This is a genomic window from Streptosporangium amethystogenes subsp. fukuiense, from assembly GCF_042665875.1.
Lineage (GTDB): Bacteria > Actinomycetota > Actinomycetes > Streptosporangiales > Streptosporangiaceae > Streptosporangium > Streptosporangium fukuiense.
On the sequence record NZ_JBHTEE010000001.1, the window covers coordinates 2,545,123 to 2,565,855 of the forward strand.

Consider the following 20,733-nt stretch of genomic DNA (forward strand, 5'->3'; position numbering starts at 1 on the left):
TGACGTCTCGTAGCCGCTCCGAGCCGGGAAGTCCTACCGGCCGAGGAGCCGTGCCGGGTGGCGCCGGACATGGCCCCGGCGCGTCACCCCCGCGCCCGGTTCCGGGCCGTGCCGCCGGTGTCGTGCGCCGGGAACATCGGCGGCAGCTGCCCGGGCGTGAGAGCGGTCGGCCCGAAGAGCCAGTCCACGTAGTCGTAGTCGTAGACGTCGCGGTCACGGAGCACCTCGTTGCGCCACCTCCGTTTCTCCCCGTCGTGGTGCCACAGGTTTCCCCAGGCCCGCGCCGTGGTCAGCACGCGACGGCAGTGCTCCGGGCGGACGGCGTTGTAGGCCGCCAGGGCGGCGTCCCAGTCGACGCCCGTCGGGGTCCCCGCGGCCGCGGAGCCCGTCACACCCTGCGCGCCCACGTGCTCGGCCAGCACCCACGCGTCCTCGATGGCCATCACCGCGCCCTGCGCGAGGTACTGCAGCGGCGGGTGGGCGGCGTCCCCGGAGAGGGCGATCCGGCCCCGCACCCAGTCCATGATCGGCTCGCGGTCGAACATCCGCCACCAGCGGTCGCGCCACATCAGCGGCAGACCGGCCCGCACCTGGGCGCAGGTGGCCTCGAAGGCTCCGTCCAGCTCGTCGGGCGTGCCCCAGTCCTCCTCCCCGGCCAGCGCCTTCGGCGACTCGAACACCGCGACCTGGTTGAACATCTCGCCGTGGCGCAGCGAGTACTGGACGAAATGGCACCTGGGGCCGACGTAGACGACCACGTCCTTGAGGTGCACATCGAGGTCGGCGACCCTGTCGATCGGCATGGCGCCCCGGTAGGCGACGTACGCGGAGCTGACCGGCCGGTCATCGCTCAGGATCCCGCGGGCCACGGAGTGGAGGCCGTCGGCGGCGAGCACGACCTCGCCGAACTCGCGCCCTCCCTCGTGAACGGCGACAGCGCCCCCCTCGGCCTGCTCGTACCCGGTCACCGCGACGTCGTTGACGAGATCCACCCCCGCCCGCCGGCAGGCGCGCAGCAGCGTGCCGTGCAGATCGCTGCGATGGATCACCATGTACGGAAAGCCGTAGCGCCGCTCCACGTCGTGCAGGTCGAGCCTGGTGATGACCTCGGCGTCGACGGCGTCCTTCATGACGATGCTCTCGGGGAGCACACCGAGCGACTTGATCTCGTCGAGCAGACCCCAGTGGCTCAGGATGCGGGTGCAGTTGGGCGCGATCTGCAGACCGGCGCCGACCTCGCCGAACCGGGAGGCCTGCTCCAGCACTCGCACCCGCAGGCCCTTCCGGGTGAGTGCGAGGGCGTTGGCCAGACCGCCGATGCCTCCGCCCACCACCACGACGTCGACATCGTCGCCGTCTTCAGCCATGTCTGTCGTTCCTTTCATCACGCCGCGCCTGCCTAGAGCCAGTGCGGAAGTTCGGGTGCCGGCCGGCCTTCCGCGCCGGTGACGCCGTCCGTCCGGCGGCCGGAGAGGTAGGCCGTGAGGCCGGCGAGGGTGCCGGTCACCGGAGCGGGGTCCCCGGTGCCGGAGACGGTCCATGTGCCGTTGTGGCCGGTGGCCGTGAGGGTGAGCGCGGGCCCGGCGCCGTTGCCGGACCGTTTGGCGGTGATGTCGTCGATCAGGGCGGCGAGGAAGTCGGCCGGGAGATCGTCGAAGCCCACCCCGGCGCCGAGGTCGACGGCGTGCACCATGACCTCGCGGGCGCGCATCCAGGGGATCTCCTCAGCGGGGACGTGGCGGCCCTGGGCGGTGCGGACCTGGCGGGCCCACTGCCGCTCGTCCAGCTCGGCGAGCCGTGCCTCCAGGGTCTCGGCGGCCCGCGCGGCCCAGGCGCGCAGCTCGGCCGCCGGCCGCGCGGCACCGGCCTCGATGTCGGCGTCGCGCCGCGCCGGCGAGGAGTACATCGGTGTCTCCTCGCCGGTGCGCGCCCAATGTGCCAGGTTGACCAGCGCGTCGGCGTTGGCGGCGACGTGGGCCAGCAGGTGCCTGCCGGTCCAGCCGTCGAGCGCCGTGGGCCGGGCCAGCCGGTCGTCCGGCAGCGTGATCAGGGCGTCGAAGAAGGTCCTGGTGCCCTGGGCCATCCAGCGCAGGGTGTCGGCGCGGCTCCTGTCGGCCGCCATCAGGCGACCGGCTCGGCGACGGCCTTGGCCTCGGACCGGCCCAGGCCGGTGATCTCGGTGGTCAGGACGCCGCCGTCGGCGAGGTACCGGGCGGGCTTGCGGGCGTGACCCACCCCGCCGGGGGTGCCGGAGGCGATGACGTCGCCCGGGCTGAGCGTGAGGATCGTGGAGATGTACCGCACCAGGGCGACCGGGTCGAACACGAGATCCGAGGTGTCGGCCCGCTGCACCACCTCACCGTCGACGGATCCGGTCAGGGTGAGCGAGGGCCGGGTGCCGCCGGGCAGCTCGTCCGGGGTGACCAGGTAGGGGCCGAACGGCGTGCTGCCCTCCCAGGTCTTGCCCTGCAGCCACATCGGGGAGCGGTACTGCCAGTCGCGCGCGGTGACGTCGTTGAGGACGGCGAACCCGGCGATGGCCTCGGCGGCGTCGGCCTCGGTGGCCCGCCGCACGGTCCTGCCGATGACGATCGCGAGCTCGGCCTCCCAGTCCACCTGCTCGGACTCCGGCGGGAGCTGGATCTCGTCATAGGCCCCGACGAGCGCCTCGGGGTACTTGGCGAACAACGTCGGGTACCGCGGCAGCTCCCGCCCCATTTCAAGGATGTGGTTGCGGTAGTTCAGGCCCACACAGATGATCTTGCCGGGGCGGGGGACGACCGGCGCGTAGCCGACGCCCGCCACCGCACCTCCCTGGGTCCGGGCCGCGTACTCGGCCCAGTCCGGCTGGGCCAGCAGCTCACCGACGTCGGCGAGACCGAGGTCGACCAGGGTCTCCCCCTCCACACGTACGGCCCGGGTGGCACCGTCGGCGGTGCGGATGGTGGCGAGCTTCATGCGTTTCGTCCTTCCACGTGGGCGCGGTCCAGGTGCAGCGCCTCGAAAATCGGTCCGTCACCGAATTTGAAGAGATCAAGGGCGGCCGAGTCGGAGTCGGACGCCGAGGCCTCCGACCTCGCCGAGAACGGCACCCAGGACGGGACGACGAACAGGTCACCGCGGGTGACCGACCAGGAGGCGTCGCCGACCGTGACCCGGCCACCACCGTCGAAGACCTGGTACACCGAGGAGCCGGCCTCCCGGCGGGGCGAGGTCTCGGCTCCGCTGCGGATCCGGTGCATCTCCGCCCGGATGGTCGGCAGCACATCGCCTCCGGTGGTGGGGTTGGTGTAACGCACCGCCGCGTGGCCGGGCTCGACCGTCCCGGCATGGCCCTCGGCCTCGAGATCGAGCTGGTCCGCCAGCGCGCGGTCGGTGTCGACCCACCGGTAGGCCAGCAACGGGGTGCTGGGCTGAGAGCCGGGGGCCGAGACCGGGCGCAGGCCGGGGTGCCCCCACAGCCGCTCCGAGCGGGAACGTTCGGGGGTGGTGCGTTCGGCCGCGCTGATCTCGTCACGGCCGAACTCGAAGAACTGCGACTCGGTGACGTACTGGAATGGAATGTCCAGGCCGTCGATCCAGGCCATGGGCCTGTCGGCCGCGTTGTGGTGGGCGTGCCAGTTCCAGCCCGCCTGGGGCAGGAGGTCCCCGCGGCGCATCGGCACCGGATCACGGCCGACCACGGTCCACACCCCCTCGCCCTCGACGACGAAGCGGAACGCGTGCTGGGTGTGCCGGTGCTCCGGGGCGTCCTCACCCGGCATCAGGTACTGGATCGCCGCCCACAGCGTCGGCGTCGCGAACGGCCGGCCGCCCAGCGCCGGGTTCGCCAGCGCGATCGCCCGCCGCTCCCCGCCCCGCCCGACCGGCACCAGATGCCCGGCCCGGTCCGCCAGGGCCAGCAGGCTCTCCCACCGCCACAGGTGCGGTGCCGCCTTGGATCGCGGGTGTAGCGGCATCAGGTCGCCGATCTCGGTCCACAGCGGGACCAGCAGCTCCTTCTCGAAGCCGCGGTACAACTCCTCCAACGCCACCGACGGCGTCGGCTGGTCCGGCGAGTCGACCACGGCGAGGCGAACCGGGGAGTTCGCGGTCTCGGTCATCTCTGGCTCCTTCGACGTGGCGTGACACAGCGGTGATCGCCGGCCTCGCCGTGTTGCCAGCTTGTATCCTGAGTGCCAGAGAAGAACAGGAGATTCTGCTATGAAGAATCCACCGAACTACTCCGTGCGAAGCGTCGACCACGCGCTCCAGCTCGCGGTCATGCTCCAGGTCGAGGGTCCATTCGGCGTGGGCGAGGCCGCCGAGCGTCTCGGGGTGGCGCCCTCCACCGCCCACCGGCTGCTGGCCATGCTCGTCTACCGGGACTTCGCGATCCGGCGCGAAGACCACCGGTACGCGGCCGGGCCCGTCCTCTCGCTGGGCGGGAGCTCCCAGTCCCGTACCGCACTGCTGCGCTCGGTCGCCATGCCGCACCTGGCCGGCCTGGTCGAGCGGATCCGGGAGAGCGCCAACCTGCAGATCCTGGCCGGTGACCACGTACGGTTCATCGGATCGGTGGAATGCACCCAGGCGCTGCGGGTCGGCAACCGCGAGGGCATGGTCTTCCCCGCGCATCTGGCCTCCGGTGGCAAGGTCATGCTCGCCGACCTGCCGCCCGAGCGGCTCGACGCACTGTACAGCGAGGCGAAATGGGCTGATCGCCTGGACCAGCGCCCCAACCTCGCGACACTCCGTCGCGAGCTGCGGACCGTCCGCGAGCGAGGTTTCGCCATCAACGCCGGCAGGACCGAAAGGGGCGTCACCGCCATCGGCCGGGCCGTGCGCGGCGAGGACGGCCGCGCTCAGGCAGCCGTCTCGGTGTCGATGCCCACCAGCCGCTTCTCCCGGGATCGCCTCTCGGACCTGGTCAGCGCCCTGGCCCTGACCACCCGTGACATCGAAGAGGAGATGCGAGGTACCGATCTCCCTCGCACCCGCTCGTGAGTTCCGCGCCGCGGGCCGCCGGTCAGCTGAGCAGTGCCGAGAGCTTCGTGTCCGGGGCCAGCACGACACGGGTGAGCAGCGCGGCCACCCGGGCCAGGCGGTCCTCGGCCTCCTCCCGGTCCCAGAGTTCGACGGCGTACTCCAGGTCGAGCACCACCCGCTCCCCCGCCATCCCGGCGTACATCTCCAGCTCGTAGCGGTTGGCCCTGGTGTGCACGTAGTCGAAGCCGACCTCGCATCCGGCCAGTTCCGGCACCGCGGGGCCGTCGCCCGCCCAGTCGGAGGTGACCTGGAAGAGCGGCATCCTGCGCGGGTCGGGGTGGATCCTCAGTGCCCGTACCACCTCGTTGAACGGGGTGCCCTGGTGCGCGTACGCCTCCAGGACGGTCCGGCGTACCCGCCCGGCCAGCTCGGTGAAGGTGGGGTCGCCGCCGCAGTCGAGGCGGAGCGCCACCATGTTGACGAAGCAGCCGACCACGCCCTCCAGGCCGGGCAGCGGGCGGTTGTCGGCGGTGGTGCCGATCACCACGTCGTCCTGACCGCTCCACTGGGCCAGCATCGCCGCGAAGGCGGCGGTCACCAGCATGTAGGGCGTGGTCCTGCTCCGCCTGGCCAGCGCGAGCAGCCGACGCGAGTCCGCGGGCGGCAGATGATGGGCGATCATCTCGGTGTCGCGACTCTCCCGCCGCCCGTCGCGCGTCCTGGGCAGGACCAGTTCGGGGGCCCCGCGCAGCCGTTCCCGCCAGAAACGCTCCGAGGCGGCGGCCTCGGGGCCGCCGAGCCAGGCCCGCTCCCAGGCCACGTAGTCGGAGAAGCGCAGGTGCGGTGCGGCGGGCGCGGTGTCGCGGTCGGAGTACAGGCGGCCGAGCTCGCCGATCAGCAGGCCCATCGAGACGCCGTCGGTGACCAGGTGGTGCTGGACCAGCGCGAGGACGTGGTCACCGTCGCCAAGGCGGTAGAGGCCGGCCCGCACCAGGGGGGCGACGGACAGGTCGAAGCCGCGCTCGGCGTCGCGGGCCGTACGGCGGGCCGCCTCCGCCGCCCGCCCCGCCTCGGGCAGGCCGGTGAGGTCCTCGACGGGCAGCTCGACGCGGGCGTCGGCGTCGAAACGCAGCACCGGCACGTCGCCCACCAGCGCCACCCGGGCGCGCAGGTTCTCGTGCCGGGCGACGAGCGCGTCGAACGCGCCGCGCAGGGCGTCCACGTCGAGCGGGCCGCGTATCCGGTAGGTGACGGCGGCGATGAAGTCCCGGGCGTCGCCGCCCGCGAGCTGCTCGTTGATCCAGATCTGCAGCTGCGCGGTGGACAGCGCGCAGCCGTCCGGCTCCGTGCCGTCCGGTACGGCCTGCCCGGCGGGCGCCCACTCCGGCTCGGGCTTCGGCTCGGGCCGCCCCGCGCGATCGGCGCGGCTCGCGCCGGCGAGCGTGTGCTCCAGCGCGGGGTGCCTGGCGGCCAGGTAGTCGGCCAGGTCGGCGGGGACGCAGTGCTCGAAGAGGGCCGTCAGCGGAACACGCACGGCGAGCACCGAGGCGATCTCGCGTACCAGCCGGGCCGCCAGCATCGAGTGGCCGCCCAGCGCGAAGAAGTCGTCATCGGGTTCCACCACGTCGAGGTTCATGACGCGCGCCCAGATGGCGCAGAGCGCGGCCTCCAGAGCGGGCAGCTCGCTCCGCTCGCCGAGTTCGGCCGCCTCGGGCAGCAGGGCGGTCCTGACCCGGCCCTCCTCGTCGCGCGGGATCTCCTCCACCGCCACGATGACGGCGGGCACCATGTAGTTCGGCAGCCGCTCGACGAGGGTGGCGCGCAACGCGTCGGGCGGTTGCCCGGCGACGGCGTAGCCGACCAGCTCGCGTCCCGCGCCGCCCTCGACCGCGATGACCGCGGCGTCGCGTACGGCGGGGTGGGCGCGCAGGACCTCCTCGACGTCCTCCAGCTGCACCTGGAAGGGACCGAAACCGACCAGCCGGTCCTCGCGCCCGCGCTCGACCACCCGCCCGTCGGGCCTGCGGACGGCCAGGCGGCCGGTGGGTCCGTGCCGGCCGGAGTGACGGACCAGCTGGCCGACGGCCCCGGCGGGCAGCACGTTGCCGTCCGGGTCGAGCACGGTCACGTCGCCCTGGGTGAGGGTGGCCCACTCCTGCGGGGAGATCATCGGGATCTCCGACAGGGGCTGGGCGGGGTCTGCTGCGACCGCCCGCAGCACCCGCTCGTGGTGACGCATCAGGCGGGCGATCGTGACCTCGTCGAAGAGGGCGTCGTCGTACTCGACGAAGAAGTCGACCCGCTCGCCCCGCCGTACCGCCTCGACCGCCACGTCGAAGCGGGACCTGCCGCGCGTCACCTCGACCTCTGCGGCGGGCACGCCGCCGATGGAGCGCTCGGCCGCGCCCGCGTCCCACATGGTGAAGACGACCTGCACCAGCGGGGTGTGCCCGGCGTCGCGCTCGGGCTGCAGGAACTCCACGAGCTTCTCGAACGGTACGTACTGGTGGTCGAAGGCGTCGAAGGCGGCCTCGCTGACCGCGTCGGCCAGCTCGGTGAAAGGGATCTCGCCCGCAGGGCGCAGCCGTACCGGCACGATGTTGGCGAAGAAACCGAGCGTGCCGTCGAACTCGCGCCCGGGGCGGCCGGGGGCGCCGGTGCCCAACACCATGTCGCCGCGTCCGGTGTAGCGGTAGAGGGTGGTGGCGAAGGCGGAGAGCAGCACGGTGAAGAGGGTGCCGCCGACCCGCTCGGCGACCTCGCCGAGCGGGCCGGTCAGGCCGGGGTCGAGCGGGAATCGCTCGCGCCTGCCGGTGCCGGCCCGCCGGCGCGGCCGGGGCCGGTCCGCGGGCAGCTCCAGCACGGTGGGCGCGCCGTCGAGCGTCCGCCGCCAGTGGTCGACGTCGGCGGCCAGGCGGCCGCCGGCGAACCGCTCGCGCTGCCAGCGGGCGAAGTCGCCGTACTGGGCGGGCGCACCGTTGGCCGGCTCGCCCCGGTAGGCCGCGTCCAGCTCGTCGAGCAGCAGGTTCATCGAGAATCCGTCGCTGATGATGTGGTGCACCCCGAGCACGAGCGCCTGCCGCTCCGGGCCGAGCGTGACGAGCGAGGCGCGCAGCAGCGGCCCGGCGGCCAGGTCGTAGGGGGCCTCGGCGACCTCCCGGGCGTACTCCATGAGCGCCTGTTCGCCGCCGGCGGACGCCTCGCGCAGTACGGGGCCCCGTGCCCAGATCGCCTGGACCGGTTCGGTTCCCTGGTAGACGAAGGTGGTGCGCAGCACGTCGTGCCGGGCCACCACCTCGTTTAGCGCCCGGCCCAGCCGGGCGGCGTCCAGCGTGCCGTCCAGGACGAGTACCTTCAGCTCGTTGTAGGAGCCGTTGCCGGGATCGTCCTGCTCGACGAACCAGAGCTGCTCCTGCAGGTAGGAGAGCGGGGCGGTGCGGTCGGGCAGGCCGGTCACGGCGCTGTCTCCGTCCTCCTGGCGATCACCCACAGGAAGCGCGACTCCCCGAGCGGTGTCCGCTGCGCCACGACCTCCTCGCGCTCGGGTACCAGGCCCGCCGCGCGCAGCAGCTGAAGGTTCTCCTCCGTGGGGAAGCCGGAGAAGAACATGGTCGAGCCGAACCACTCCTCGATCGCGCCGGGGATGTCCTCGGTCATCAGGGTGGCGAGCAGCAGACCGCCTGGCTTCAGCCAGCGGGCGATGCCGCCCAGCAGGCCGGGCAGTTCCTCGCGCGGCAGGTGGGTGAGGGTGTAGATGGACACGACGGCGTCGAAGGAGGCGTCGGGGAACCGCGCCTGGGCCATGTCGGCCTGCACGAGCGTGGCGCCGGGCAGTGTCCTCTCGGCGAGTTTGAGCTGTTCGGCGGAGATGTCGACGGCGGTGAGGGCGTGCGCCTCGGCCAGGCGGCGCGAGGACTCGTGGCCGCTGCCGACGCCCAGCTCCAGCACCGAACCGCCTTCGGGCAGCATCCCGAGCAGGTGGCCGGTCCACTCCGTGCGGGGGCCGTCGGAGAACTCGGCCTGGAAGGCGGCATAGCGGTCGGCGATGTCGTCCCAGCCCTCGCGGACGATGTCCTTGAGATCGGAGCGGACCTCGGAGTCGACCGCGTCGGCGACCCCGGCGATGGTCGGCCGGTCGAAGAAGTCGGCGACCGGCACCTCGATGCCGAAGATCGTGCGAACTCGGCCCAGGAGCTGGATGACCTGGATGCTGGTGCCGCCCAGCTCGAAGAAGTGGTCGTGCGGACCGAGCGAGTCCACGCCGAGCAGCGGTTTCACGATCTCCTCGGCCACCCTGCGCCTGGTCGGCGTCCAGTCGGCGCCGCCATCGGTGCCGCTGTCGCTGTCGGTGTCGCTGTCGGTATCGCTGTCGGTGCCGCCGCGCGAAGTCCTGGCGGCGGCCAGGGCCCCGCGGTCGACCTTGCCTGCCGGGGTGAGCGGGATCTCCGGGACGTGGACGAACTCGTTGGGGACCAGCGGGGCCGTCAGCCACCGGGCGGCGGTCTCCCGCAGCTCGGTCACGCCGGGCGGCTCCCCCGTCGTGCAGACGACGTAGGCGATCAGGCGGGCGTCGCCGTCGTCGAGGGCCTCCGCCTCGACCACGGCGTGCGCGACCGCCGGGTGCCTGCGGAGGGTCTGCTCGATCTCCTCCAGCTCCACCCGGACGCCGCGCACCTTGACCTGCCGGTCGGCCCGTCCGGCGAAGACCAGCTCGCCGTCGGCGGTCCAGCGCACCAGGTCGCCGGTGCGGTAGAGCCGCTCGCCCGGCGTGGTGGCGAACGGGTCGGGGACGAAGGAGAGCGCGCTCGCGCCGGGGCGGTCCAGGTAGCCGCGGCCGAGGCCGGGACCGCCGACGTACAGTTCGCCGACCGTGCCGATCGGGACCGGGCGCATCGACTCGTCCAGGGCGTAGGCCCGGTGGTTGGGCATGGCGCGCCCGATGGGCGGTGAGGTGTCCCAGCTTCCCCGGCACTCCTGGGTGATGACGCCGACCGTGGTCTCGGTGGGCCCGTAGCTGTTGACGAACCTGCGTCCGGCCGCCCAGCGGGTGGTGAAGTCACCCGAGTAGCTCTCGCCGCCGACCGCGAGCACCCGCAGGTCGGGGAAGTCGCCGGGCTCCAGCAGTCTCAGCATGCCGGGGGTGCCCATGTAGACGGAGATGCGCCGCTCGCGCAGCAGGTCGCGGAACCGCTCGGCGGAGGTACGGGTCTCGGCGGCGGCGACGTGCAGGACGGCCCCCGACAGCAGCGCCCCGAAGGCGTCGAAGGTGGAGACGTCGAAGGCGATCGAGGAGAACTGCACGAGGCGGTCCTGCGGCGAGAGCCCGTACAGGTGCTGGGCGCCCCGGACGAACGCGGTGACCGCGCGGTGCTCGATGAGGACGCCCTTGGGCGTCCCGGTGCTGCCTGAGGTGTACATGACGTAGGCGAGGTTGGCCGGGTGCAGCGGCACCCCCGGGTCGTCCTCGTCGCCCCCGGGGTGGTCGTCGACGTTCACCACGCACCACGGACCCGGCGGCACCTCGGCCTCGGTGGTGGAGTCGGCCAGCACCACGGCGGTTCCGGCGTCGCGCAGGATCGCCTCGACCCGCTCGGGCGGGTTGCCCTCGTCGATCGGAACGTAGGCGCCCCCGGCGGCCAGCGTGCCGAACATGGACACCACCATGCCGGCCGAACGGCGCTGGTAGATGGCGCAGCGGTCCTCGGGGCGCACGCCGAGGCCGAGCAGGTGCCCGGCCAGGCGGTTGGCGGCGCGGCGCACCTCGTCGTAGCTGAGGGTCGTGCCCTCCTCGTCCGTCAGCGCCGTGGCGGCGGGCGACCTGGCGACCTGGGCGGCGAACCGTTCGATGACGGTCGCCGGCTCGTCGGCCAGCTCGGTGCGGTTCCACTCCTCGACGACCAGGCGCGCGTCGTGCTCCTGGATCGTGTCCATCGGCTCCTCCTTCGGGGACCGTTCCTTCCGGGACTGTTCGTCGGTGCGCCCGCGGGTCAGGACCGCTCGCCGTCCATCCACCGGCGCAGGCTCAGCGGGCGCATGTCCGTCCAGACCTCCTCGATGTGGGCCAGGCACTCCTCGCGGGTGCCGCTGTGGCCGACGCTCCGCCAGCCCTCGGGAATGTCACGGTCGGTCCACCAGATGGAGTACTGCTCCTCGTGATTGCGCACCACCGTGTACTCGGCGTTCTCCGCCATTCTGGTCTCCTTCGCTTCATTCATCATTCGATAGGGCCTGCCATCAGAACAATGCCATGGCCAGACAGAAGCGATTTAACACATTTTTCGGGAAATGTTAGGGTTTTGAAGGGGCGGCGTATGTGCGGAATAGTCGGCGTATCCGTTATCGAAGGAACGGCCGGGCAACCGGCCTTCGACGGGCTCGTCACCCTGCAGCACCGCGGCCAGGAGTCCTGGGGCATCGCGGTGGCCGGCCCCGGCGGCGTGCGGGTCCGGCGGGCGCTCGGTTTCGCCTCGCGCTCGGCCTGTGGTGACCCGCCCGACGATGACCCGGCCCGTGACGGCCTGTCCGCCTGGCGGGCCGGAAGGGTGGCGGTCGCCCACACCCGGTACTCCACCACCGGCGCCACGGTGCCGGAGAACTCCCAGCCCTTCGTGCACGAGGCACGGCGCATCGCGGTGGCGCACAACGGGGACCTCACCAACGCCGCCGAGCTGCGCGCCCGGCTCGGCCGCGAAGGGTACGGGTTCCGCTCGACCAGCGACTCCGAGATCATCCTCGCCCTGCTCGCCGGCACGGGCGAGACACCCGGCACGCTCCTCGGCACCGCACCCGGCCCGAAGGACCGGCACCCCGCGGACACCGGCCCGATCGTGGCCGGGGTCGCGCGGGCCACGCGGGTGCTGCGGGGCGCGTACTCGGTGGTGTGCGCCGTCGGCGACCATCTCGTGGCCTTCCGGGATCCGCACGGCCTGCGTCCCCTGGTGGCGGGGTTCGCCGAGGGCAGGGCCGTCGTCGCCTCGGAGACCTGCACCCTTGACGCGCTCGGCTGCACCGAGCAGCGGGAGGTGGAACCGGGCGAGGTACTGGTGCTGCGCGACGGCCGCCCGGCCGGGACGCACCGCGTGGCGGAGCCCGCCCCGCGCAGCTTCTGCGTCTTCGAGCACCTCTACCTGACCAGGCAGGACTCCAGGATCGGCGGCACCAGAACCGGCGCGACGCGGGTGGCGTTCGGCGAGCGGCTGGCGCTGGAGTCCCCGGCGGACGCCGACCTGGTCGTGGCCGTCCCGGCCTCCGGCGTGCCGGCGGCCCGCGGGTACGCGCGGGCCGCCGGACTGCCGCTGGCCGGGGCGCTGGTCCGTGACGAGCAGGTGGGCAGGACGTTCATCGAACCCGACCTGCGACGACGTGAACGCAAGCTGCGGCGCAAGTTCTCCGTCGGCGCGCCGGTGGACGGGGCCAGGGTCGTGGTGGTCGACGACTCGATGGTGCGCGGGTCCACCATGCGGCGCATCGTCGCACTGCTGCGCGAGTCGGGGGCGAGCGAGGTGCACGTGCGGATCGCCGCGCCGCCGCTGATCGCGCCCTGCCACTACGGGGTGGACCTCGTCGACACCGGTGAGCTGGTGGCGACCGGGCGCGAGAGCGGGGAGGTGTGCCGGATCATCGGCGCGACGAGCCTGGCGTACCTGTCGGTGGCGGGCATGCGGCACACGCTGGGGAGCGCGGCGGGCGAGGGTCTCTGCGAGGGGTGCATCACCGGCGACTACCCCACCCGGGTGAGCCCGGCGCGCGACAAGTCGAGGCTCGTAACCGTGCCGGCCCCGCGGCGCACGGCGGCCGCCCGCCTCCGTTGACGGTGCTCAGGGCCGCGCCTAGCCTCCGCCAGATGAGCCAAGAACCAGAAACGAACGGCTACGACGACGGTGGTTGCGACGCCCGCTACACCCGGACCACCTGCCTGTGGGGGCGCAGGCCGGACGGGATCTCCGACACCCTGGCGGACGCGCTCTCGCTGCCCCCGGCACCCGAGGAGATCGCTCCGCCCTCCGCTCCACCTGGCGCGGGCGCGCCCACGGTGCTCGACGTGGGGTGTGGCGAGGGGCGCAACGCGGTGCGGCTCGCCCAGCGGGGCGCGCGGGTGCTGGCGATGGACATGTCGGCCGCCGCGTTGGAGAACGGCGCGCGGGCCTGGGGCGGTACCGGCGGTGGGGCCGGGGGGATCGAGTGGCGCCGGGGCGACGCGCGCACCACCCGGCTCGCGCCCGGCTCGTTCGACGGGGTGCTGGCGTGCAGCGTCCTGCACTGGCTGCGGGACGAGGGACAGGTGGCCGACGTCATCGCCAGGCTCCAGGCCGCGACCTCCCCGGGAGGGGTCAACGCCCTGCTGATGTTCAACGGCGGCCACGCCTATCGGCCTCCCGCCGGCGAGATGCGCCTGCCGGTCCTGCTGCCCCACGACTGGTACCTCGCCAGGTACGACGGATGGACCGTGCTGAGCGCCACCGACACCGACTCCACCCACACCCACACCGGCCATGAGGAGCCGCACACCCACGCGGTGACCAGGCTGGTGGCGCGCCGGGGGGTGGACGCGTGAGCTCGCCGGCAGGTGGACTCGCGGGCCCGCCGCACCCGCTCGAATGGCCGGTCTACGACGACGGCGTGGCGGCCAGGGTCGCCGAGCTGGTGACGCGGGGGCGCACGTTCGACTACGACTACGGGCCCGAACTGGCCGGGCTGGAGCGGTCGTTCGCCGAGCGGCACGGCCGTGCCCACGCTCTGGCGCTCACCTCGGGTACCGCGGGACTGCTGGCCGCCTACTTCGCGCTGGGCATCGGCCCCGGTGACGAGGTGATCGTCCCGAACCTCACGTTCTTCAGCACCGCCTCGCCGCTGTTCCTGCTGGGCGCGGTGCCGGTGCTCTGCGACGCGGGCGACGCCACCGGGAACGTGGCCCCCTCGGCCGTGGAGGCACTGGTCACGCCGCGTACCGTCGCGATCGTCGTCACCCACCTGTGGGGCCACAGCTGCGACATGGACGCCCTGCGGGCGGTGGCCTCCCGGCGCGGGCTCGCCCTGGTCGAGGACTGCTCGCACGCCCACGGCTCCACCTTCCGCTCCCGGCCGGTGGGCTCCCTGGGCGATGTCGCGATCTTCAGTGTGGGCGGCAGGAAGCTGGTCTCCGGGGGCATGGGCGGCATGCTGCTGACCGACTCCGAGGACGTCTTCGCCCGCGCCTGCCTGCTGACCAACTTCCGGCACCGCACCGACCTGACCATCGACGCCGTCCGCTACCGGCCGTTCCTGCTGACCGGTCTCGGCGGCAACTTCCGCATCTCCACGCCCGGCGCGGTGCTGGCCCAGAGCCACCTCGACCGGCTGGACGAGCTGGTGGAGCACCGGGTGGCCAACGTGTCGGCCCTGTCTTCGGGGCTCGGCGAGCTGCCGGGGGTGCGCCCCTCCCCCGTCGCCGAGGGCGTCACGATGGGCGCGTGGTACGACGGGGTCGTCGAGGTGACGCCGGAGTGCCCGTTCAGCAGGGACGGCCTGGTGGCGGCCGGCCAGGAGCGCGGTCTGAAGGTGCGCGCCCCGGCCACCCGGCCGCTGCACGTCTTCCCCCTCTTCCAGGGCACCGCGCCTGACTGGTCACCCCAGGTCGCCGCCGCGGTCCGGGCCGCGGCCACGGTGAACGACCGCCCGTTCCCGCGTTCCGCGGAATTGTTCGCCCGATGGATGAAACTGCCGGTGAATTTCCTCTGGGAACAGAATTCGCCGCTGGTCGACGCGTATCTGGAGGCTTACGGCGACGCATTCTCGATGGCCCGTACCGCGTAACGTCGCCCATGTTTCCAGCGTCGATTCCGGAGTAATCCAAATGAGCCGACAGACGTTTCCCGTCATTCATGCCGTCGCCCCCGCCAGCCTGGAGAGCTGGTTCGGCCATTTCGTCGACCTCGCCCCCGGGGACCGGACCGTCTTCACCGGGGAGGACGCCGGCGTGGACGTGGCCCCGCTGCTGGAGGCGATCGGCCGGGCCCCGCGGGCGACGGTGATCTTCCATTCCAGCCACGCGACGCTCGGCCGCGACCAGTTGCTCGCGTTCCGGCTCCGCGAGCTCGGCCACCGGGCCGAGTGCCAGTCGCGGCTCTGCGCCTCGCTGGGCAGCGACAAGATCCTGATGAAGGAGTTCTTCGACCGCTACCGCCTGGTCTCCCCACCGTGGGCGCGGGCCGGTGAGCCGCTGCCCGAGGCCGGCCCCGACACCCCCGTGGTGATCAAGGACCGGCACGGGACGCAGAGCGTCGGCACCCGGCTGGCCCGCGCGGACGAGTGCCGTCTGGCCCCCAACGAGCTGGGCGAGCTGTACGTCGACGGGGTCGAGTACTCGGTGCTGATCTACCGTGACGAGCACGGCACGGCGACCTTCCCGCCGGTGTGGAAGGGGCCGACCACCCAGGACCTGGTGCCGCCGTGGCAGCGGCTGCGGCTCTGTCCCGACCCGGCGCTCGGCGGCACCTGGGACCGCAAGCTGCGGGCGGTGGGCAAGCGGCTGGCCGACCTGGCCGAGGCGCACGGCTACCTGGAGGCGGAGTTCCTGCTGACCCCGGCCGGCGAGGTGCACCTGCTGGAGATCAACCCCCGGGTGTCGGGCACCATGCGGCTGGCCGCGATGGCCACCCGGCTGCCGATCTTCTCCCTGCACGCCAGGCCCGAGCTTCGCGACCACCTCTGCGCCGCCCGCTTCAGCGGCGAGGTCCCCTACAGCGGCGCCCCGATCACCGACGCCGACGGCGAGGTGTTCGCCACCTCCCGGCTCACCGTCGCCGGGGAGAGTCCCGGCGAGGTCCGCGCCAAGCTGCGCGAGCTGGGCGCGGAGCCCCGGGTGCTGCCCCGCGCCTCCTGAAGGCCGCTCAGGCGGACCGGCGGACCCTGGCTTCAGCCGTTTCCCCCGCCTTCCGATCGCGCCGTGCGTCCCGGCGGTCCAGCGACTCCAGCAGGGGCGCGGTCGCGGCGGTGGAGACCAGCGCGACGATCACCAGCATGGTGAAGAGCGCCTGGGTGATGATGCCGAGACCGAGGCCGATGCTCAGGATCACCAGCTCGGTCACGCCCCGGCAGTTCATCAGCACCCCGAGCCGCGCGGACTCCCGCCAGGGCACGCCCAGCGGCGTGGCGGCGGCCGCCACTCCGCCGATCTTGCCCGCCACCGCGACCGCGAGGATCAGCAGGCACCAGCCCCACCTCGTCGCCTCCTGGCCGAGCAGCCCGATCTGGGTGTTGAGCCCGACGAAGGCGAAGAAGGGCGGCAGCAGGAATGACGTGGTGAAGTCCTGCGTGCGCTCGCGGACCCGCCTCAGCCGCACGTCACCGTCGCGCGGGAACAGGACACCGAACAGGAACGCGCCGAAGATCAGATGGATGCCGATCAGCTCGGTCAGCAGCCCCGAGACGAGCAGACCCACGATGACGACGGGCAGCGTCGCCTCCTGGGAGAGCCCCCGGCGCAGCAGCCGGGCCAGCAGCGGCCGTACCACCCCGACCATGACGGCGGCGAAGGCCGCGGTGAGACCGAGCGTGCGCAGCGCCTCGGCGGGTGAGGAGCCTCTGGCCATGGTGATCGCCACGGCCAGCAGCAACCACGCGGTCACGTCGGCGATGGCGGCGCAGGTGATGGTCAGCGCCCCGGTCGGGGTGTGGAAGAGCCCGCGTTCCAGCAGGATCCGTGCCAGCACGGGGAAGGCGGTGACGCTCAGCGCGGCGCCGACGAACAACGCGAAGACCGGGAACCCGACGGGCGCGGCCGCCAGCGGCGCGTAGATCAGCAGGGCCAGCGCGACCCCGAGCGCGAACGGGATGGCCACGCTCGCCTGGCCGCAGAGCAGTGCGATCCGACCCCGTCCGCGCAACAGGTCACCGCGGAGCTCCAGCCCGACCAGGAACATGAAGAAGGCCAGTCCGAACTGGGCCAGCAGGTTCAGGTAGGGCATGACGGCGCCGGGGAACAGCACGCGGTACGCCTCGGGCCAGACGGCGCCGAGCAGGGAGGGGCCGAGCACGATGCCGGCGGCCATCTCCCCGATCACCCGGGGCTGGCCGAGCCGCCTCAGCACGGCCCCGCCGAGATGGGCCAGCGCGACGACCACGGTGATGGAGAACAGCAGCAGGGGCGTGGCCGGCACCTGCTGCTGCCGGCCCACCCCCACCGATGGCGTCGGGACGGGGCCGGTGGCCGTCCCCGCGTCGAACCCCAGCATCAGCAGCGCCAGCACGGCGGGCAGCACGACGGCGAGACCGTACGCGATCACGAAATGACGCACCGTGCGCTTATCAGTGGACCGAAACCCTGGATAAGTCATGAACCAATTCCGTTTCCGAGAGGTCGCGTTTTTCCTGGGCGCGCATATCACAGAACAAAAATAATCGCCAAGAACAATGAAGATTCCGCTGGTCATCGACCCGGTTCCAGCTTTCCGTCGCACCCCGGAAAGGACATCTGGAAATTACTCATGATCGAAAGTGCGCTACCGAAAACCGTGGGTAAGGTACCGACCTGACTCACTCCACATGCACAGAAATCCGGAGGAAAAGTCGCATGCAGGTGCTCTCCCCCAACCGAGAGGCGAACCGCCAGGCGCCGCCCCCACGTGATGACAGACCACCCGTCCCCAGCCCGCGCGCCACCCCCTCCCAGGGTTCCAAACTCGCCCTGGACGCGTCCGCCAAGCCGCGGCGGACCGGGCTCCAGCTCCCGGTGAGCCTCCCCTTCGACACCTGGCGCCGGATCGGCCACCAGATCTCCCTCATCGCCGACTCCTCCGCCTGGTGGCTCGGCGACTGGCTGGTCTACGGCGAGAACGAGTACACCGACCGCTACAAGAGGGCGGTCGAGGAGAGCTCCCTCGACATCCAGACCCTGCGCAACTACGCCTGGGTCGCCCGGCGTTTCCCGGTATCCCGCCGGCGAGACAGGCTCAGCCTCCAGCACCACGCGGAGGTGGCCGCGCTCCCCGAGCACGAGCAGACGCTCTGGTTGGACCGTGCGGAACGCTTCAACTGGTCCCGCAACCGTCTTCGCAGCCAGATCAAGGCGCACCGTGCCGCCGCACTCTCCGGCCGGACCGCGGAGACCGCCAGGCAGAAGGCCGTGATCCAGATAGACGTGCCCGCCGACCAGGAGCAGTCGTGGCGTGACGCGGCCCGCCGGATGAACCGCAGCGTGGAGGAGTGGGCCAGGCTCATCCTCAACCAGGTCGCCACCGGCGAGATCCCCGTCCGCGGCGTCCACGACGCCAAGGCCGGGTGAACGGAGGGACAGGTGGACGTCGTCCACACCCTGTTCGAGAGGCGGGCGCTCGAGGCGCCGGACAGCACGGCCCTGGTCTCCGGGGCCGTGCTGCTTACCTACCGGGAACTCGACGCCCGCGCCAACGGCCTGGCCCGGTCGCTCCTGCGCGGCGGCGTCGGCCCCGAGACGCCGGTCCCGCTACGGCTGGACCGCTCCCCCGAGCTGCTCGTCGCGCTGCTGGCCGTCTGCAAGGCGGGCGGCACGGCGGTGCTGCTCGACCCCGGCTGGCCCGAGGACCGCCTCGCCCCGGTGCTCGACGACTGTCCCGTGGTGATCGACGGCCCCCTGGGCGCCGCCCCCTCCAATGAAGGGCCAGGCATCCCCGCGCACCCCGACCAGCTCGCGTACGCGGTGCACACCTCCGGGTCGACCGGGCGGCCCAAGCTCGTCGGGGTGACCCACCGGGCGATCGCCCACCGGGTCGCCACCCACACCGAGGCCTACCGCATCACCCCCGCCGACCGCTCCAGCTGGCTGGCTCCCCCGGCCTCGTCGGTCTCGGTGGTGGAACTGTGGCCCTATCTCTGCTCGGGTGCGAGCGTGCACGTCGCCGACCCGGCGACCTCGGGCTCACCCTCCGAGCTGCGTGACTGGATGGTCGCCTCGGGAATCACCCGCGCGTACGTGAACATGCCGCTCGCCGAGCCGCTGTACGGCCTGCCGTGGCCGGCGGAGACGTCGCTGCGGCTCATGACGGTCGGCAGCGACGCGGTGCGCGTGTGGCCCGCCCCCGACCTGCCCTTCGAGGTCGCGGTGGAGTACGGCTCCGCCGAGGCCAACGGCGTGACCAGCTGCCTGGTACCGCTGGAGGACCGCTGCACCTCGGCCACCGCCGACGAGGCCGCCAGGCGGGCCCGTCCCCCCATCGGACGCGCCTGGCCCGAGGTCGGCGCAGGCGTGCTGACCTCGGACCTGCGGCCGGTCGCGGCGGGCGAGATCGGCGAGCTGTTCGTGTCGGGCCCAGAGCTGGCCCGCGGCTACCTGGGCGAGGCGGCCCACACCGCCGAGCGCTTCCTGCCCGACCCCGCCGGTGGGGGAGGCCGCGTCTACCGGACCGGTGACCTGGTCAGGGAACGGCCTGACGGGCGGCTGGAGCATCACGGCCGCGTCGACGCGCAGGTCAAGATCCGCGGCCACCGGGTGGAACCCGCGGAGGTGGAGGCCGTGCTGCTCCGGCACCCCGGAGTGCGCGAGTGCGTGGTCACGGGCGTGCCGGGCCCCGACGGCGACCTGCGGCTGTGCGCCTACGTCGTTCATCCCGTCACTCCGGAGGCCGGCGCTCCGAGCCGTACCGCGGACGGTGCCCGGTTCGAGATCGGGGAACTGCGCGCCTTCGCCTCGGCCCGGCTGCCCGAGCCGATGGTTCCGACCGCCTGGACGGCACTGGAGCGGCTGCCGCTGAACGCGGCCGGCAAGGTGGACCGCCGTGCCCTGCCCGCGCCCTCGTGGGGGGAGGCCACACGCGGACGTGAGAGGAGCGCGGACCCGGTGACGGCGGGAGTGCTGGAGCTGTGGGAGCGGGCGCTCGGCGCACGCGGCGCGCTGGGCGACCACTTCATCCGCTCCGGCGGCGACTCCCTGTCGGCCACCCGTCTCGTCGAGGCGGTCGGGAACCGCTACGGCGTGCGGATCCGGCTGCGCGAGTTCCTCAGGGCACCGACGCCCGAGACCCTCATCCAGACCATCAGGGCGGAAGGAAGCACACGATGACCGAGAGAAGGCGGAGAAGGAGCCGCCCCACGTGGCTGCTGCGCGCCCCCGACCCCGAGGCGAGGGCGCGGCTGTGGTGCCTGCCCTACCCGGGTGCCGGGGCGTCGATGTACCACGGGTGGCCGGCCGAGGTGGACGGGATCGAGCTGTGCCCGGTGCAGTTGCCCGGCAGGGAGAACCGGCTGCGCGAGCCGTCGTTCGAGAGCTACGCGGAGGTCGCCGCCGAGATGCTGAAGGGCCTGGAGCCCTACCTGGACCGGCCGTTCGGCTTCATCAGCCACTGCGGCACCGTCTTCATCGGCTACGAGGCGACACTGCTGCTCATGGAACGCGGCGGCCCGCTGCCCAGCCACCTGTTCGCCTCCTCGATGGTCCCTCCGCACCGGGCGTCGTGGCCGAGCATCCTGCGGCTCGACGAGGAGCAGGTGGGCGCGCTGGTGTCGGATCTCATGCGGGCCCGCGGCGCGGAGCCGCTGCCCGAACTGGTGGAGATGGCCGCGAGCGTCATGCGCGCCGACGTGGCCGCCTACGGCCGCTTCGAGCGGACCGACCCGGTGGAGCTGCCGTGCCCGATCACCGCGATCGGCTGGTCGGGGGACACGCAGATCCCCCCTGAGCAGATGGGCGGCTGGGAGTTCTACGGCCGGACCCGCCACACCGTGCTGGACGGCGGGCACTGGAGCTACCTCCAGGCGCCCGCCGCCCTGCTCGACGAGATCGCGCGGAGCATGTCCGCGCGCGTCCCGGGTTGA

16 protein-coding genes are annotated in these 20,733 nt (G+C 72.7%); 8 read left to right on the forward strand and 8 right to left on the reverse strand.

Annotated elements, in window-relative coordinates:
• Positions 1-83 precede the first annotated feature (83 nt).
• From ACFQVD_RS11115 to ACFQVD_RS11130, 4 genes are read right to left on the reverse strand one after another with little or no spacing between them, the layout of a single operon-like run.
• Entirely contained in the window at positions 84-1,367 is a 1,284-nt protein-coding gene (locus tag ACFQVD_RS11115) for an FAD-dependent monooxygenase (RefSeq protein WP_343966004.1), read from the reverse strand.
• Between the two features lie 32 nt (positions 1,368-1,399).
• Positions 1,400-2,122 carry a maleylpyruvate isomerase family mycothiol-dependent enzyme gene (locus ACFQVD_RS11120; protein ID WP_364153500.1) on the reverse strand — a complete coding sequence of 241 codons (723 nt, stop codon included), beginning with the start codon at positions 2,120-2,122 and terminating at the stop codon, positions 1,400-1,402.
• Positions 2,122-2,958: a fumarylacetoacetate hydrolase family protein gene (locus ACFQVD_RS11125; protein WP_364153497.1), complete on the reverse strand. Its 837-nt coding sequence runs from the start codon at positions 2,956-2,958 to the stop codon at positions 2,122-2,124. Before ACFQVD_RS11125 ends, ACFQVD_RS11120 begins: the two co-directional genes overlap by 1 nt.
• Complete coding sequence (locus ACFQVD_RS11130; protein WP_343966012.1) at positions 2,955-4,103, reverse strand: cupin domain-containing protein; 1,149 nt, start codon at positions 4,101-4,103, stop codon at positions 2,955-2,957. The genes ACFQVD_RS11125 and ACFQVD_RS11130 overlap by 4 nt, the downstream gene beginning before the upstream one ends.
• 100 nt (positions 4,104-4,203) lie before the next feature.
• On the opposite strand from ACFQVD_RS11130, the gene ACFQVD_RS11135 reads away from it, so the two are divergent.
• Entirely contained in the window at positions 4,204-4,986 is a 783-nt protein-coding gene (locus ACFQVD_RS11135; protein WP_343966014.1) for an IclR family transcriptional regulator, read from the forward strand.
• 22 nt (positions 4,987-5,008) lie between these two features.
• Here the strand turns inward: ACFQVD_RS11135 and ACFQVD_RS11140 are convergent, their stop codons facing one another.
• The 3 genes from ACFQVD_RS11140 to ACFQVD_RS11150 are packed head-to-tail and all read right to left on the reverse strand — an operon-like array spanning position 5,009 to position 11,159.
• Complete coding sequence (locus ACFQVD_RS11140) at positions 5,009-8,458, reverse strand: condensation domain-containing protein (protein WP_364153492.1); 3,450 nt, start codon at positions 8,456-8,458, stop codon at positions 5,009-5,011.
• Complete coding sequence (locus ACFQVD_RS11145; protein WP_343962663.1) at positions 8,422-10,899, reverse strand: non-ribosomal peptide synthetase; 2,478 nt, start codon at positions 10,897-10,899, stop codon at positions 8,422-8,424. Before ACFQVD_RS11145 ends, ACFQVD_RS11140 begins: the two co-directional genes overlap by 37 nt.
• Positions 10,900-10,955: 56 nt before the next feature.
• On the reverse strand, positions 10,956-11,159 hold the full coding sequence (locus tag ACFQVD_RS11150) for an MbtH family protein (protein WP_030915629.1): 204 nt from the start codon (positions 11,157-11,159) through the stop codon (positions 10,956-10,958).
• A 120-nt stretch (positions 11,160-11,279) separates the two neighbouring features.
• On the opposite strand from ACFQVD_RS11150, the gene purF reads away from it, so the two are divergent.
• Genes purF through ACFQVD_RS11170 form a run of 4 tightly spaced genes read left to right on the forward strand, consistent with a single transcriptional unit; the run spans position 11,280 to position 15,829 of the window.
• On the forward strand, positions 11,280-12,779 hold the full coding sequence (purF, locus tag ACFQVD_RS11155) for an amidophosphoribosyltransferase (protein ID WP_364153487.1): 1,500 nt from the start codon (positions 11,280-11,282) through the stop codon (positions 12,777-12,779).
• A gap of 32 nt (positions 12,780-12,811) precedes the next feature.
• Positions 12,812-13,522: a class I SAM-dependent methyltransferase gene (locus ACFQVD_RS11160; protein WP_343962656.1), complete on the forward strand. Its 711-nt coding sequence runs from the start codon at positions 12,812-12,814 to the stop codon at positions 13,520-13,522.
• Positions 13,519-14,760, forward strand: a complete 1,242-nt coding sequence (locus ACFQVD_RS11165) for a DegT/DnrJ/EryC1/StrS family aminotransferase (RefSeq protein ID WP_343962654.1) — start codon at positions 13,519-13,521, stop codon at positions 14,758-14,760. Before ACFQVD_RS11160 ends, ACFQVD_RS11165 begins: the two co-directional genes overlap by 4 nt.
• 40 nt (positions 14,761-14,800) lie before the next feature.
• Positions 14,801-15,829, forward strand: a complete 1,029-nt coding sequence (locus tag ACFQVD_RS11170) for a hypothetical protein (RefSeq protein ID WP_343962652.1) — start codon at positions 14,801-14,803, stop codon at positions 15,827-15,829.
• 7 nt (positions 15,830-15,836) lie between these two features.
• Here ACFQVD_RS11170 and ACFQVD_RS11175 read toward each other — a convergent pair whose 3' ends face one another.
• The gene (locus tag ACFQVD_RS11175) at positions 15,837-17,243 is read right to left on the reverse strand and encodes a cation:proton antiporter domain-containing protein (RefSeq protein ID WP_343962650.1); all 1,407 of its coding nucleotides are present in this window, start codon (positions 17,241-17,243) and stop codon (positions 15,837-15,839) included.
• Positions 17,244-17,518: 275 nt separating this feature from the next.
• On the opposite strand from ACFQVD_RS11175, the gene ACFQVD_RS11180 reads away from it, so the two are divergent.
• From ACFQVD_RS11180 to ACFQVD_RS11190, 3 genes are read left to right on the forward strand one after another with little or no spacing between them, the layout of a single operon-like run.
• The gene (locus ACFQVD_RS11180; RefSeq protein WP_343962648.1) at positions 17,519-18,229 is read left to right on the forward strand and encodes an LmbU family transcriptional regulator; all 711 of its coding nucleotides are present in this window, start codon (positions 17,519-17,521) and stop codon (positions 18,227-18,229) included.
• A 12-nt stretch (positions 18,230-18,241) separates the two neighbouring features.
• Positions 18,242-19,981 carry a non-ribosomal peptide synthetase gene (locus ACFQVD_RS11185; RefSeq protein ID WP_364153480.1) on the forward strand — a complete coding sequence of 580 codons (1,740 nt, stop codon included), beginning with the start codon at positions 18,242-18,244 and terminating at the stop codon, positions 19,979-19,981.
• On the forward strand, positions 19,978-20,733 hold the full coding sequence (locus tag ACFQVD_RS11190; protein WP_343962644.1) for a thioesterase II family protein: 756 nt from the start codon (positions 19,978-19,980) through the stop codon (positions 20,731-20,733). Before ACFQVD_RS11185 ends, ACFQVD_RS11190 begins: the two co-directional genes overlap by 4 nt.

What these genes read in the sequence shown, in the direction of transcription:
- ACFQVD_RS11115 (WP_343966004.1), bottom strand. Translation starts at nt 1,367, where the DNA reads ATGGCTGAAGACGGCGACGATGTCGACGTCGTGGTGGTGGGCGGAGGC.
- ACFQVD_RS11120 (WP_364153500.1), bottom strand. Translation starts at nt 2,122, where the DNA reads ATGGCGGCCGACAGGAGCCGCGCCGACACCCTGCGCTGGATGGCCCAG.
- ACFQVD_RS11125 (WP_364153497.1), bottom strand. Translation starts at nt 2,958, where the DNA reads ATGAAGCTCGCCACCATCCGCACCGCCGACGGTGCCACCCGGGCCGTA.
- ACFQVD_RS11130 (WP_343966012.1), bottom strand. Translation starts at nt 4,103, where the DNA reads ATGACCGAGACCGCGAACTCCCCGGTTCGCCTCGCCGTGGTCGACTCG.
- ACFQVD_RS11135 (WP_343966014.1), top strand. Translation starts at nt 4,204, where the DNA reads ATGAAGAATCCACCGAACTACTCCGTGCGAAGCGTCGACCACGCGCTC.
- ACFQVD_RS11145 (WP_343962663.1), bottom strand. Translation starts at nt 10,899, where the DNA reads ATGGACACGATCCAGGAGCACGACGCGCGCCTGGTCGTCGAGGAGTGG.
- ACFQVD_RS11150 (WP_030915629.1), bottom strand. Translation starts at nt 11,159, where the DNA reads ATGGCGGAGAACGCCGAGTACACGGTGGTGCGCAATCACGAGGAGCAG.
- purF (WP_364153487.1), top strand. Translation starts at nt 11,280, where the DNA reads ATGTGCGGAATAGTCGGCGTATCCGTTATCGAAGGAACGGCCGGGCAA.
- ACFQVD_RS11160 (WP_343962656.1), top strand. Translation starts at nt 12,812, where the DNA reads ATGAGCCAAGAACCAGAAACGAACGGCTACGACGACGGTGGTTGCGAC.
- ACFQVD_RS11170 (WP_343962652.1), top strand. Translation starts at nt 14,801, where the DNA reads ATGAGCCGACAGACGTTTCCCGTCATTCATGCCGTCGCCCCCGCCAGC.
- ACFQVD_RS11180 (WP_343962648.1), top strand. Translation starts at nt 17,519, where the DNA reads ATGCAGGTGCTCTCCCCCAACCGAGAGGCGAACCGCCAGGCGCCGCCC.
- ACFQVD_RS11190 (WP_343962644.1), top strand. Translation starts at nt 19,978, where the DNA reads ATGACCGAGAGAAGGCGGAGAAGGAGCCGCCCCACGTGGCTGCTGCGC.